Raw genomic sequence first — 12,840 nt, 5'->3', positions numbered from 1 at the left:
CCGGTGGCTCTCATCGCCCTGGCCAACGCGAAGGGTTCGCCGGGCACCACGACCGCGGCCCTCGTGCTGGCGCTCCAGTGGCCTCGTCCCGTGCTGCTCGTGGAGGCGGACCTCGCCGGGTCGTCGATCCTGGCCGGGTACTTCCGCGGGCAGCTGCCGCACGACCGCGGCCTGCAGCCCCTCGCCATCGCGCACTCCCACGGCGATCTCGAGGCCGCGTTCTGGGAGCAGACCATTCCGCTCGTTCGAAACGATCCGGACAAGAAGCTGCTCCCCGGCATCGTCAGCCCGCACACCGCCCCCGCCGTCGCGAACCTCTGGGGGCCGCTGGCCAACCAGCTCGTCGCGCTGGAGCGCGGCGGCATCGACGTGCTCGTCGACCTCGGCCGGCTCGGCACCGGCGGCGCGGTCCGGGAGGACCGCGAGCCGATCGTCCGCCTGGCCGACCAGGTGCTGATCACCACGGGTTCGCGCCTGCCCGACATCGCGGTGACGCGGGAGCTGGTCAAGTCCCGCACCTCCGTCGTCGACGCCGCGGCGCGCGAGCTCACCAACCTCACCGCCCTGACCGTCGGGCCCGGCCGGCCCTACGACGCGAACGAGATCGCGCGCACGCTCGGCCTCGGCACCGTGGGCTCGCTGGCGTGGGACCCGGTGAACGCCGAGGTGCTGTCGGTGGGCTCGCCCGCCGGCCGGCGCTACTCGACGTCGCCGCTGGTCCGGTCCGCCGGGCCGGTGATCTCGCGACTCCAGGACCGCACGGAGAAGCGGCGGGCCCGGTTCTCCACCGGGCCGAGCGAGGTGGGCCGGGGCACCGGTCCGCGCCGTCCGCCCGAGCAGTCAGGTGCCGGCGTCCGCTCCGCGTCGTGGAGCGGACAGGGCGCCGGACCCTGGCGGGGTGACGCGTGAACACCCCCGAGTTCCCGGACCTCTCTTCCCTGCCGATCTTCCACGACGCGGACGACCGGGCCCCGGCCCTCCCGCGTCGTGCTCCAGACACCGATGCGGAGAACATGACGGGCCGACGCCCTGCCGCCGTGCAGAACACCTGGAACCCGCCGGCCGCGGAGCCGGGCAACGGGCAGGCACGCACCGTCGAGCCCGACCGGGCTGCGCCCGCACGACCCGGGGGCGGCGCGCCGTCGCCGTCGGGCGGCGGGGCCTCGCCCTGGGTCGGGGCGGTGGCCCGGGCCGGCCGGGAATACCACGGCCAGCCCGGCAACCCGCGCCTGCGCGACTCCGAGTTCTGGCGCCAGGTGAACAGCCTGCGCGGCGAGGTGTCCTCGCGGCTCACCAACGCGCTGTCCACGCGCGAGCTGGACGAGGAGCAGCGCGAGGCACTGGGCCAGGAGCTGATCCAGCAGGTGGTGCGCGACCACAACGACGCCCTGCTCTCGGGCGGTCAGCGCAACTGGACCACCGAGTACCAGGTCGAGGTGACGCGGGCCCTGTTCGACGCGCTGTTCCGGCTCGGCCGGCTGCAGCCGCTCATCGACACGCCCGACGTGGAGAACATCGAGATCACGGGTACCGCACCCGTGCTCCTGCTGATGGGCGACGGCCGCCGGATGTACGCCGAGCCGATCGCCGACTCCGACGCCGAGCTCATCGACTTCCTGCAGTTCCTCGCGGCGCGCGACCCGGCGAACGAGCGCTCGTTCACGCGGGCCAACCCGTTCCTCAACCTGGACCTGCCCGGGCGCGTGCGGCTGGCCGCCGTCGGCTGGGTGGTCCCGTGGCCGCGCGTCACCATCCGCCTGCAGCGCCTGCAGTCGGTGGACCTCGAGCTGCTGCGCGAGAACGACACCATCGACACGGTGCTGGTCGAGTTCCTCACCGCGGCGATCCGCGCGCGCAAGTCGATCGTGGTGTCCGGCCAGGGCCAGGGCAGCGGAAAGACGACGCTGCTCCGCGCACTCTGCGCCGGGTTGGACCCCTGGGAGTCCATCGCCACGATCGAGACCGACTACGAGCTCTACCTGCACCTCGAGCCCGAGAAGCACAAGCGCGTGGTCGCGCTGCGCACGCGTGAGGGCTCGGGCGAGATGAGCACCTCGGGCCGGCGCGTGGGCGAGATCAACACGAACGTCAACGTCTACGAGTCCCTGCGGCACAACATCTCCCGCGTCATCGTCGGTGAGGTGCGCGGGCCCGAGATCGTGTCGATGTTCCAGGCGATGCAGATGGGCAACGGCTCGCTGTCGACGGTGCACGCCGACGGCGCGCGCGACGTCGTCGAACGTCTGGTCGGTATGGCCGTGCAGGACTCGACGCTGTCCGAGACCTACGCGTACCGGCAGGTCGCGCAGTCGATCGACCTCATCGTCTTCCTGCGGGTCGACACCGGGGGTGACGGCCGGCGCGTGCGCTACGTCTCCGAGGTCATCGAGGTGACGCGCGGCGAGGCCGGCAACCCGGTGGCGATCACCGACGTGTTCGAGCCGGGGCCGGGCGGGCGCGCGGTGCCCAAGGTGACGCCGTCGTTCCTCGCCGACCTGGAGAACGAGGGCTTCGACGCCAACCTGCTGAACTACCGGGACGGGCTCTGGGGGACCGCATGACCACGCTGATCGCGGTAGCCGTCGGGCTCGGTGTCGGCCTCGGCGTGTGGTTCGTCGTCGTCGGCGCGCAGCGGTACGAGCCGACGCCGAAGCCCAAGCGAACCACCCCGCCGTTCCACGGGCTGCTCCGGCTGCTCGGCCTGACCAAGGGCGGGCCGCTGTACCCGCAGCGCAAGATCCTCGGCGTCGGTGCGGTGGCGGGCCTCGTGGTCGGCATCCTGACCGGCTGGTGGTCGCTCGTGCTCATCGTGCCGGTGCTGATCGTGGGGCTGCCGTCCCTGTTCCGCACCACCACGCAGTCCAACGAGGTGGAGAAGCTGACCGACCTGACCGCCTGGGTGCGCTCGCTCATCGGCGTGCTGTCCGGCGGCGCCGTCGGCCTGGAGCAGGGCATCGCCGCGACGCTGCACAGCGCCGCGCCGTCCGTGCGGCCCTCGCTCGCCCGCCTCGTCGCGCGGCTGGAGGCGCGGCAGCCGATCAAGCCCGCGCTGTACCGCTGGGCGGAGGAGATGGACGACTACTCGGCGGACATGATCGCGTCGGCCATGATCCTGGAGTCGGACAACCGCACCGGCGCCGTCGCGCCCGCGCTGCGGCAGCTCGCGGAGTCGCTGTCGGCCCAGGCCAAGGCACGGCGCGAGATCGAGACCGAGCGGTCGACCGGGCGCGCGACCGTGCGCTGGGTGACGATCGTGACGCTCGTGGTCCTGGTGGCCACGGCGTTGTCCGGCTATCTGAGCGGCTACGACTCGCCCCTGGGGCAGGTCGTCGCCGTGGTGCTGTTCTGCGCCTACGTGGTCTGCCTGCTGTGGATGCGCCGCATCAGCCTGGGGCAGCCCATCCCGCGGTTCCTCCCCGACGAGCGGGGGGCCTGACATGTGGCCCTGGGCAGTCGCCAGCGGTCTGGTCGCGGGACTGGGCCTGTTCCTCGTGGTGCGGGAGCTGCTCCCGTCGACGCCGCGGCTCCAGTCCGCGCTCGACCGGCTGAGCGGCGACGACAAGGTCGAGCCCATCACGGTCTCCGACGGCACCGAGCTCACCGCGACCAAGCGGTACACGCAGGTGTTCGGGGCGTGGGCGCAGCGGCGCCTGCCGCTCTCCCTGCTGGGCCGGGGCGGGCCCACCCGCGCCGACCTGGACCTGATCGGCAAGACCGCCACCGACCACTACGGCGAGAAGGCACTCGGCACGGTCATCGTGCTGGTGGCCGTGCCGTTCCTCGGGCTGTGCGTCGGGCTGCTCAACCTGGGCATGCCGGTCGGGGTGCCGTTCGGGGCCGCCCTGCTGTTCGCGCTCGGCGCCTGGTTCCTGCCGGACCTCGACGCGCGGTCCAAGGCCAAGCGGGCCCGGCAGGAGTTCACGCGGGCCGTGTCGACCTACCTCGAGCTGCTCGCGATCGAGCGGGTGTCCGGCGCGGGCGCCACGCAGGCCACGTTCGCCGCGGCGCAGGTCGCCGGGTCGTGGCCGTTCCGGCGGATCGCCGCGGCGCTCGAACGGAGCCGGTGGGAGGGCCAGGCGCCGTGGGTGGCGCTGCGCGAGCTCGGCGAGGAGGTCGAGGTGGACGCGCTGGGCGAGGTCGCCTCGATCGTCGAGCTGGCGGGCACCCAGGGCTCGGCGATCCACGACCAGCTGCAGTCCAAGGCGGCGGCGATGCGCGACGCGCAGCTCGACGTCGAGCAGCAGATCGCGCACGACGCGACGGTCCGGATGACGGTGCCGGGCACCATGACCGTATTTGTGTACTTTTTGATGCTCATCTTCCCAATCGGGGTCACTATGTTTCAGACTGCTCCGTGAATCGGCTCGCCCCCGGTGGCGCCGAGGTGTCACACGAGCCGCGTCTTACCCATTTGTTGAAGTCGACATCACCCCAGGAGTCAACATGAACCAGCACCTGAGCCAGGGCCGGACGGTGGCGGCGCGCGCCGCCGCACGTGCGTCGCTGCGTGCGGCCGCGGCGCGCGGTCGCGTCGACGCCCTGAACACGCGCTTCGCCGAACGTTCGGCAGAGCTGCGCCGTCGCCTCGCCGACCGTGCGGGCGAGCCGGACGATGCCGGGCTGGAGTCCATCGAGGTCGTCGTGCTGTCCGTGGTGGGCCTCGGCATCGCCATCGCCCTCGGCGCCGCGATCAAGGGCCTCGTCGACCGCTACATGTCGCAGCTCTAGGGATGTAGTCCATGAATGAGCGCGGTGCCGCCTCGTTGCAGACCGTCATCACCTACCCGATCGTGCTGATGCTCATCTTCGGGATGGTGCAGGGCGTGCTCTACTTCCACGCGCAGAACACGGCACAGTCCGTGGCCAACGGGGCCGTGCAGGCCGCGCGCGTGGAGGGCGGCAGCATCGACTCAGGCTACGCGGAGGCGGCCTCGCGGCTGGCCCGCGGGGGCGACGCGTTCGCCTCGGTCCGGGTCTCGGTGACGCGCGGCGAGGAGATGGCCACCGCGACGGTGACCGGGTTGGCGCCGTCGATCGTCCCGGGGTTCCGCGGGTTGCGGGTGGAGCAGTCGGCGACCGGTCCGGTGGAGCGGTTCACGGCGCCGGTGGTCGGGCCGTGAGCGCCGCCGACGAGCGCGGCAACGTGGCGATCAACACGGCCGTCATCTTTCCCGTGCTGCTCCTGATCGGGCTGCTGCTCATCATGGCCGGCCGGCTGGTGCTGGCCGAGGGCGTGGTGCAGTCGGCGGCGAACGAGGCCGCGCGGTCGGCGTCGATCAGCCGGACGGCGAGCATGGCCGGGATCCAGGCGACGTCGACGGCGACCTCCACGCTGGTGAACTCCGGGGTGCGGTGCTCGTCGACGTCGGTGCGGCCGACCACGGACGCGTTCGCGCTGCCGCTCGGGACCGTCGGCACCATCACGGTGCGGGTCGAGTGCGTGGTGCCGCTGCGGGATCTCGGGCTGCCGGGCGCGCCCGGATCGCGGACGATCAGTGCGACGGGGACGTCGGTGCTCGACGCCTACCGGGGGCGGTCATGACCAAGGGGGCTGGGCGGATGTGGTTGCGGCGTGGGCGGACGGCGGCGACGCCGGGGGGAGCGCGAGCGGCGCGCCAGCGGGGCGAGGTGAACATCCTCGCGGCCGGCATGGTGCCTGCACTCATCATCGCGATCGGCCTGGTGGTCGACGGCGGCGGGCGACTGCACGCCGAGGACGAGGCCGAGTACGCCGCTGACCAGGCGGCGCGGGCCGCCGCACAGCAGATCCGGATCGACCGGGCGCAGCTGGGACTACCTCCCGAGGTGGATCCCGCGCGCGCGACACAGGCTGCCGCCGACACGCTCGGCGCGCTGGGAGTGCAGGGCGGGGTGACCGCCGTCAACGGCGCCACCGTCAGCGTGGGCACTCAGGTCACCTACAAGACGACGTTCCTGACGTTGATCGGAATCAGCTCGCTCAGCGTCTCGGCCGATGCCGAGGCGCGGGCGGTCCGCGGGATAGGACAGGAGGAATCCTGATGAGCACCTCGACAGCCCAGGGTCGTGCGGTGACCGGTGAGCCCGGCGCACCGCGAGGGGGCACCGGCGCGCGCGTGGTGAGGGGGCTGGGCGCGACGCTGCTGTTGCTGGCGCTCGTCGTCGGGATCCCGGTGGGCCTGTGGCTGCTCGGCGGACCGATCTGGACCGGACCGGTCAGCCTCGACCGCGTCGTCTCGCTGCTCAGCAGCCCCGACGTCACCGGGTCGGTGCTGATCGGCCTGATCAAGATCGTCGGCTGGATCGCGTGGCTGACGTTCGCGATCGCCGTCGTCATCGAGGTGGTCGCCGCGCTCCGCGGACACCGTTCGCCGCACGTGCGCGGGCTCGGTGCCCAGCAGCGTGCCGCGGCGGTGCTGGTCGGCGCCGTGATCACGATGCTCGTCGCGGCCCCCTCGGTGTCGCCCGCGATGGCCGCGCCCGTACCGGTCGAGCTGGGCGAGACCGGGACGGTGGCTACCGCGCCGGTCTCGTCGGAGACGGCGACGCTCGCGGGCGGGGCCACCGGTGCCGCCACCGGCGCGACCGAGCGGAGGGCAGCGGCCGACGAGGCGCCGGCGCCCACCTACACGGTGCAGCCGGGCGACTCGCTGTGGCGGATCGCCGAGCAGACCCTGGGCGACGGCGCGCGGTTCAAGCAGATCGCCGACCTGAACTACGGCGTGCCGCAGGCCGACGGGAGCGCGCTCGACGCCGGCAACTGGATCGAGCCCGGCTGGGTGCTGCGCCTGCCCGCGGAGGCGGCGGACGGCGCCGTCGTCCCGACCAGCACGACCGGGACCGACGGCGACGAGCCCGTGGGTCTCGGCCCGTCGAAGGGCGACGACGACGCGGGCGAGACCGTGGACGTGACCAACTCCCGGTCGGGAACCGCCGAGGTCGTCGTGGAGTCGGGTGACACCCTGTGGGGGATCGCCGAGGAGGAGCTCGGCGACGGCACCAAGTACCCGGAGGTGTTCGAGGCGTCGCGCGCCACGGAGCAGCCGGGCGGGGCGCGGCTCACCGACCCAGACCTCATTCTTCCGGGCTGGACGGTGACGGTCCCGGGTGCGGAGCCCGCGCGGGGCGACGGTGCCAAGGACGAGGGAGCCAAGGACGAGGGCACGCGCGGCGACGACGCCGAGCAGGGGACGCCGGGTGGTGCCGACGAGTCGACGTCCGAGGGGGAGTCCGCGGATACGGGCGCGGAGCAGGGCGGGGGAGCCGGGGCGGACGCCGAGCAGCCGGGTGGCGCGGAGGCCGGGGCCGGGCAGTCGGATTCTGGTTCTGACGCTGCCACGCCGGAGGCGGAGGGTACGGGCGACGACGCCGCTGCGGAGGCGGCCGGGGCCGCACGGATCGGTCAGCGCGCACCCGCCAAGGAGCCCGCGCCCGAGCCGGCGGCGCCGTCGGCCGAGGTGACGCCCGAGGGCGCCGTCGAGCCCGAGGACATCAAGGAGCCCGGCGGCGCGGGGAACGACGTCGTCGAGGAGCAGACGCCCACCGACGAGCAGCCCGCGGGCGAGCAGCCGGCCCGGGAGCAGCCCGCCGGGCAGGCCCCGGCCGGCGACGAGCCGAACCGCTCCGGGCAGAACGCCGCCCCGAGGGAGACGTCCGCCCGGGGCGAGGATGCGCGGCAGGACGGCGGGGATCGGGAGAACTCCGGTCGTGACGACGCCGGTCGTGAAGATGCTGGTCGCGAGGGCGCGGACAAGCCGGACCCGGCCGACGCCGCGACCGGTACCGCCGGGATCGGTCGCCCCGGTGGTTCCGACGCCGGATCCGGCTCCGGTGACAAGGAGCCGCGGCCCGAGCAGACCGCCGAGGGGAACCTCGTCCCGGAGCCGGCGCCCGCACCGCAGGAGCCGACCGGGCCCCAGTACGACGAGGTGACGCCCGAGGATCTCGAGAACGATCCCGACCTGGAGCAGGACCAGTCGGCGCCGCGAGGTTCCTCGCTCGACGAGACGGTGCCCGGCAGCGGGCTGATCGCCGACGAGCTCATGCCGCAGGAGCCCACCGAGGGGCAGAGCGACGAGAAGTCGGCAGAAGAGCGGCCGGCCGGCGATAAGCCTGCGGGCGAGGAGCCGGCTGCCGAGGAGACGTCGTCCGGGAGCGGCACGACCTGGGGCAGCGATCCGGCGTCCGACGACGTCGTGACGGGCAACGAGCTGGAGGGCGTGATCGAGGAGCCCGCCGAGCTCGTCCCCGAGACCGAGGTGGAGCCGACGTCCGTCGGAGGCGCGGGTGCCGCCGGAATTGCCGACTCCGCTGGTGCCGGCGCGGACGACGTGCGGCCCGAGGAGATCGCCGGCGACGAGCCGGTCGTGGAGCAGACCGCTCCCGAGGTCGCCGTCGAGTCGTCCCCGCCCGTGGCGGCGTCCGCCGAGGCGCCGGAGCCGGCCGAGGCCGGCGCCGCGGAGCGTGATCCTGCGGAGTCGGGGTCCGACACGATGGCGTCCGGGCCGACCGCGACGGCCACCGTGGCGGCGGGCGGCGGGTCGCTCCTGGACTCGGCCACCGACGTCGTGTCCGACCTGGCCGACGACATCGAGGAGTCCGTGGGCGTCCGCACCGCGGCCGGCGTCGGCGGGCTGCTCGCCGCGGGCCTGCTCGCGCTGGTCGCCGTCAAGCGGCGCCGGGTGCGCAAGGGCCGCGAGCCGGGCGAGACCGTCGTCGTGCCCGGGCCGGAGACACCGGCGGGTGTGCTCGAGCGCGACCTGCACGCCGTCGAGGACCCGTTCGGGCGCGACCAGGTGGACCGCGCGCTGCGCAGCCTCGCGGTGTGGCACCGCGAACGCGGCCTGCCTCTGCCCGGCGTCCGCATCGCGCGCCTGAAGAGCAACGAGTTCGTCGAGCTGTACCTCGACCGCGCCTCCGAGCTGCCCGAACCCTGGGCCAGCACCACCGACCGGTTCATCTGGCAGCTCGCGGCGGGCGATGCCGACGCGGCCGCCCAGGTCGGATCGGCACGCCCCGCAGGGGCCGAGGACGGCGAGGCGCCGTACCCGGCCCTCGTCACCGTCGGGCACGACGACGAGGACGCGCACCTCATGCTCGACCTCGAGAACCTCGCCTGCCTCGACATCCGCGGCACCGACGCGGCCGCCCAGGCCACGCTCGCGGCGCTCGCGGTCGAGCTGGCCACGAGCCTGTGGGCGGACGACCTCCAGGTCACCGTCGTGGGCACGCTCGGCGAGCTGCCCGGCGTGGTCGACACCGGCCGCGTCCGGCACGTCGCCGGCCTCGCGGAGATCCTGCGCGAGCTCGAGGCGCGCGCAGCCGACGTCGACCGTACGCTTGCGCAGGTCGGAGCGGCTTCCGTGGCCGAAGCGCGAGGTCGTGGGCTGGCGACCGATGCCTGGACGCCCGAGATCCTGCTGGTCGGCGAGCGGCTCGGCCTGACCGACCGTGCCCGGCTGGAGAACCTCGTCGAGCGGGTGCCCGGCGTCGGGATCGCCGCGGTGACGTCCAGCGCGGAGGTGGGGGACTGGGTGCTCGACCTGACCGGTGACCTCACCAACGGCGACACCACCCGCGGCATCCTCATGCCGGCCTACATCGCGGTGCGTCCGCAGCAGCTCGACGCCGCGACCTACGCGCAGGCCCTGGCCCTCCTGGCCGAACCCGAGACCGCACCCGGCCCCGAGTGGAGCCGTTCGATCGACCGCACCGAACCGACGCTCGAGGAGATCCCCGTGGAATCTGTCCGCGCTGGTGCCGCGGATTCCGACGTCGCCGTCGGCGAGGCGGCGAGCCTCGCTCCGTCGCCCGCTTACGCCGGGGGCGCGGTAGGTGGCACGACGACGCACGGCGCGCAGCCAGAGAGCTTCTCGCCGTGGGCGCGTGCCGCGGTCAGCGTGGCGACTCCGCCGCTGGGGACGCCCGTCGTCGGCGGGCCCGCATCCGGGGCTGCCGAACCGGCACCGGCGGAGGAGCCTGCCGTCGTCGAGCCGCCGATCGTGCGCGTGCTCGGCGACGTGGAGCTCGCCGGGACCACGGGCGTGGAGCTGCCCTCCACGCACCAGCGGCAGGCCACGGAGCTGATCGCGTTCCTGGCGTTCAACCCGGGTTCGCGCGGGTCGGACATCTCCAAGGCGCTGTGGCCGTCGCGCGAGCCGAACCTGGCGACGCGGCGGTCCGCGGTCTCGCGTGCGCGACGCTGGCTGGGCACCGACCAGAACGGCTTCGAGTACCTGCCCCGCTACTGGTCCGCCGACGACGGCGGCCAGGCCGACCTGGAGTCGGCCGGCTACCGCCTGCGCGGTGTCGCGACCGACTGGCACAAGTTCTGTGACCTGGTCGGTTCGGACCTCACGCAGACGCCGACGCCGGACCTGCTCGCCGCGCTCGACATGGTGCGGGGCAAGCCGTTCGAGGGCGTGCCGCTGCGCAAGTACGCGTGGGCCGAGCAGCTCATGCACACGATCTCGTCGGGCGTGGTGGACGTGTCCCACGAGGTGGCGCGCCGTGCGCTCCTGGCGGGCGACGTAGCGATGGCGCGGCACGCGTCCCAGGTGGGCCGGCTCGCCGACCCGGTGGACGAGCGGTCGTGGCGCAACGGGATCCGCGCGGAGATCGCCTCCGGGCGTCGCGACGCGGTCGGGCGGCTGGTCGACCGGCTGCGCGACCACCTGGAGCAGCTCGCCATGGACCCCGAGCCGGACACCGAGGAGCTGCTGGCCCAGGTGGACGAGCAGGACCGACGTCGGGAGCGTGCAGGGGGCTGAGGCCGGCATTCCGGGACGGCCTCTCGGGAACGTGTACCGCTGGGAGTGAGTTGCGGACAGTAGACAACGTCTACTGTCCGCAACCTTTTGCCCCGACCGCGCTACCGCCTAGTCGAACCCGCCCGGCCCGGGGATCGGCGCCAGGTCGATGGCGAAGCTGTCGGCGTCCTCGCCGGTGAGCTGCGCCAGCAGGGTGCGGATGGCGGCCTCTGCGTCGTCCAGGAGCACCGCATGCGCGACGGCGCCCGGGACGCCGACCGCGCGCAGGGTCCAGCGGCGCTCGCCGCGGTACGCGACCACCGTGTACCTGTTCACGCCGGTTTCGCCGGACGTCGCGCCGACGGGCGCTTCTGCTGAGGTGTCATGACCACAAGCCTGTAGAGGAAAGCGACGATCCGCTACTTGAGCACCATTGCCACTACGTTATGACGCCGTAAGAGGTCGACAAATCGCCTATCGCCCTCTTTTTCGATGCCGACCGCGGTGTTTGTCCTCAGAGTTATCCACAGGGCCCACTTTCCGGATCGCGGGTGCCCGGCTAGCGTCTTTCTCGGCCGTTGCGGATACGCAACGGCGTGGTCCAAGGGGCGGGGTGCGGGGATGAGCGGCAGGGTGATGCGCGCGTTCGGGCTGATCGTGACGGCCGGCTTGGCGCTGTCGGCGTGCACTGGGTCGCCGGGGGAACCCGAGGCGTCGGCGTCCTCGGTTGAAGACCCGACTCCTGTGGTTTCCGCGAGCCCGTCCCCGACGGTGCCGGCCAAGCCGGAGCGCCCGGAGGCGATGAACCGCAAGGACGCGAAGGGGGCTGCTGCTGCGGCGGAGTACTTCATCGAGCTCTACCCGTACGTGATGGCGACGGGGGATGTCGAGGAGTTCGAGGCGATGTCGCATAGGGCGTGCGGGTTCTGCGAGGACGCGCTTGAGCAGGCTGAGAAACTCCGATCGCGCAATGAGGCGTGGACGGGCGGGGAGATCAAGAGCGTTCTGCGCGAAACATACGAGCGAGACGAGATTACGGGTCTCTACCCACTCGATTTCGAGGTGGAACAAGCTGCCGCACGGATCACGGACTCCAGGGGTGCGACGGTCTTCGAGGGCGAGGATGAGCGGGCTACCTACCGAGTCGAACTCGGTCTGAGGGATGGCGATTGGGTCGTCGCGGAAATCGCATCGAGGCCGACGCAGTGAAGCGCATGCTCACCCGGATTTGCCTGGTCGCGGGATTGGTCGGGCTTGGGGTTTTCTACGCTTCAACTGCCGTTGCGGATGATCCATACGAGCAGTTTGGTGGCACAGCCCAAGGGCAGACGGTTTCGATCGATGCTGTGCGCAAGTCCCAGCCAGCGGGTGCATCCAGACCCAGTGTGGGGCAGCGCGCCGCTGGGTCCCTTGCACCGGTGCGTCAGTGGCGGGTTACTCCCGCGATGTGCTATCTCCGTGATCTCGGCGGTGCGACCGTTCTTGCGGAGTCCTGCGACGAAGGTCATCAGCTGGCCTACGAAGGCATCGAGTGCGAGGACGACGAGCAGGCTGTCGGCGCGCTTTTCGAGCAGCGCAGGCAATCAGGTGGCTGGACGGGCGCGGAACTCGTCGAGGACGAGTCCTGCCTGGCCGAGCGTCGCCGGCAGATCGACATTCCCGCCGCTGCTGCTCGAGCGTTCCAGGAGATGCAGATCGCGCCGTCGGAGGTGAACGTGCAGCCGCCCGACGGCTGGACGCTCGTCAACGTCGACACGATCGCCTTTACCGATCGGGAGCCGCGAACAGTCAGCACCGAACTGTTCGGCATCCCCGTGGAGATCCGGGCAGTGCCGAGCAACTATTCCTGGGACTTCGGTGACGGGACGCCGCCGTTGAGCACAACCGACCCGGGCGCGCCGTATCCCGAGCACACGATCGCGCACGGCTACGTGGAGCCGGGCACAGCAACCATCTCGCTCACCACCAGCTGGGGCGGCCAGTTCCGGCTGGCCGGGGAGCCCACATGGCGTGACGTGCCGGGCGAGGCGACCACGGTGTCGGCGTCAGACAGCCTGGAGATCCTGGAAGCACGAGCCCGCCTGGTGGAGGACCTGTACGGCGGGTGAACCGG

General features: G+C 72.6%; 12 protein-coding genes. 11 read left to right on the top strand and 1 reads right to left on the bottom strand.

All coding sequences use genetic code 11. The annotated features are described in order from the left end of the window. Nucleotides 1-3: 3 nt before the first annotated feature. The 9 genes from ACFU5G_RS07215 to ACFU5G_RS07175 all read left to right on the top strand — a co-directional run bounded on the left by ACFU5G_RS07215 (nucleotide 4) and on the right by ACFU5G_RS07175 (nucleotide 10,748). Entirely contained in the window at nucleotides 4-909 is a 906-nt protein-coding gene (locus ACFU5G_RS07215; RefSeq protein WP_377242227.1) for a hypothetical protein, read from the top strand. Next, nucleotides 906-2,561 (top strand): CpaF family protein, encoded by a 1,656-nt coding sequence (locus tag ACFU5G_RS07210; protein WP_377242224.1) that lies wholly within the window; start codon nucleotides 906-908, stop codon nucleotides 2,559-2,561. The genes ACFU5G_RS07215 and ACFU5G_RS07210 overlap by 4 nt, the downstream gene beginning before the upstream one ends. After that, nucleotides 2,558-3,436, top strand: a complete 879-nt coding sequence (locus ACFU5G_RS07205) for a type II secretion system F family protein (RefSeq protein WP_377242222.1) — start codon at nucleotides 2,558-2,560, stop codon at nucleotides 3,434-3,436. The genes ACFU5G_RS07210 and ACFU5G_RS07205 overlap by 4 nt, the downstream gene beginning before the upstream one ends. Before the next feature lies 1 nt (nucleotide 3,437). After that, nucleotides 3,438-4,358, top strand: a complete 921-nt coding sequence (locus ACFU5G_RS07200) for a hypothetical protein (protein WP_377242220.1) — start codon at nucleotides 3,438-3,440, stop codon at nucleotides 4,356-4,358. Between the two features lie 85 nt (nucleotides 4,359-4,443). Next, the gene (locus ACFU5G_RS07195; RefSeq protein WP_377242218.1) at nucleotides 4,444-4,728 is read left to right on the top strand and encodes a hypothetical protein; all 285 of its coding nucleotides are present in this window, start codon (nucleotides 4,444-4,446) and stop codon (nucleotides 4,726-4,728) included. 11 nt (nucleotides 4,729-4,739) lie between these two features. After that, nucleotides 4,740-5,120: a TadE family protein gene (locus ACFU5G_RS07190; RefSeq protein WP_377242216.1), complete on the top strand. Its 381-nt coding sequence runs from the start codon at nucleotides 4,740-4,742 to the stop codon at nucleotides 5,118-5,120. Further along, on the top strand, nucleotides 5,117-5,542 hold the full coding sequence (locus ACFU5G_RS07185; RefSeq protein ID WP_377242214.1) for a TadE/TadG family type IV pilus assembly protein: 426 nt from the start codon (nucleotides 5,117-5,119) through the stop codon (nucleotides 5,540-5,542). Before ACFU5G_RS07190 ends, ACFU5G_RS07185 begins: the two co-directional genes overlap by 4 nt. A gap of 86 nt (nucleotides 5,543-5,628) precedes the next feature. Continuing rightward, nucleotides 5,629-6,021, top strand: coding sequence for a pilus assembly protein TadG-related protein (locus ACFU5G_RS07180; protein ID WP_026366037.1), 393 nt, complete (start codon nucleotides 5,629-5,631; stop codon nucleotides 6,019-6,021). After that, nucleotides 6,021-10,748, top strand: coding sequence for a LysM peptidoglycan-binding domain-containing protein (locus tag ACFU5G_RS07175; protein ID WP_377242212.1), 4,728 nt, complete (start codon nucleotides 6,021-6,023; stop codon nucleotides 10,746-10,748). Before ACFU5G_RS07180 ends, ACFU5G_RS07175 begins: the two co-directional genes overlap by 1 nt. 108 nt (nucleotides 10,749-10,856) lie before the next feature. On the opposite strand, the gene ACFU5G_RS07170 is transcribed toward ACFU5G_RS07175, so the two are convergent. After that, nucleotides 10,857-11,063, bottom strand: a complete 207-nt coding sequence (locus ACFU5G_RS07170) for a hypothetical protein (protein ID WP_377242210.1) — start codon at nucleotides 11,061-11,063, stop codon at nucleotides 10,857-10,859. Between the two features lie 285 nt (nucleotides 11,064-11,348). On the opposite strand from ACFU5G_RS07170, the gene ACFU5G_RS07165 reads away from it, so the two are divergent. Together ACFU5G_RS07165 and ACFU5G_RS07160 are read left to right on the top strand one after the other, a co-directional pair. After that, nucleotides 11,349-11,936 carry a DUF6318 family protein gene (locus ACFU5G_RS07165; RefSeq protein ID WP_377242208.1) on the top strand — a complete coding sequence of 196 codons (588 nt, stop codon included), beginning with the start codon at nucleotides 11,349-11,351 and terminating at the stop codon, nucleotides 11,934-11,936. Next, a complete protein-coding gene (locus ACFU5G_RS07160) occupies nucleotides 11,933-12,835 on the top strand; it encodes a PKD domain-containing protein (RefSeq protein WP_377242206.1) in 903 nt (300 codons plus the stop codon). Before ACFU5G_RS07165 ends, ACFU5G_RS07160 begins: the two co-directional genes overlap by 4 nt. Nucleotides 12,836-12,840: the final 5 nt, after the last annotated feature.

This window comes from Promicromonospora sp. NPDC057488, assembly GCF_042802395.1.
Classification (GTDB): domain Bacteria; phylum Actinomycetota; class Actinomycetes; order Actinomycetales; family Cellulomonadaceae; genus Promicromonospora.
Note: the sequence above shows the minus strand (reverse complement) of the source record. Positions and strands in the feature narration are given on the sequence as shown.

Excerpts from the sequence above, each read along its gene's own strand:
- ACFU5G_RS07205 (WP_377242222.1), top strand. The coding sequence starts at position 2,558 with ATGACCACGCTGATCGCGGTAGCCGTCGGGCTCGGTGTCGGCCTCGGC.
- ACFU5G_RS07200 (WP_377242220.1), top strand. The coding sequence starts at position 3,438 with ATGTGGCCCTGGGCAGTCGCCAGCGGTCTGGTCGCGGGACTGGGCCTG.
- ACFU5G_RS07175 (WP_377242212.1), top strand. The coding sequence starts at position 6,021 with ATGAGCACCTCGACAGCCCAGGGTCGTGCGGTGACCGGTGAGCCCGGC.
- ACFU5G_RS07195 (WP_377242218.1), top strand. The coding sequence starts at position 4,444 with ATGAACCAGCACCTGAGCCAGGGCCGGACGGTGGCGGCGCGCGCCGCC.
- ACFU5G_RS07165 (WP_377242208.1), top strand. The coding sequence starts at position 11,349 with ATGAGCGGCAGGGTGATGCGCGCGTTCGGGCTGATCGTGACGGCCGGC.
- ACFU5G_RS07190 (WP_377242216.1), top strand. The coding sequence starts at position 4,740 with ATGAATGAGCGCGGTGCCGCCTCGTTGCAGACCGTCATCACCTACCCG.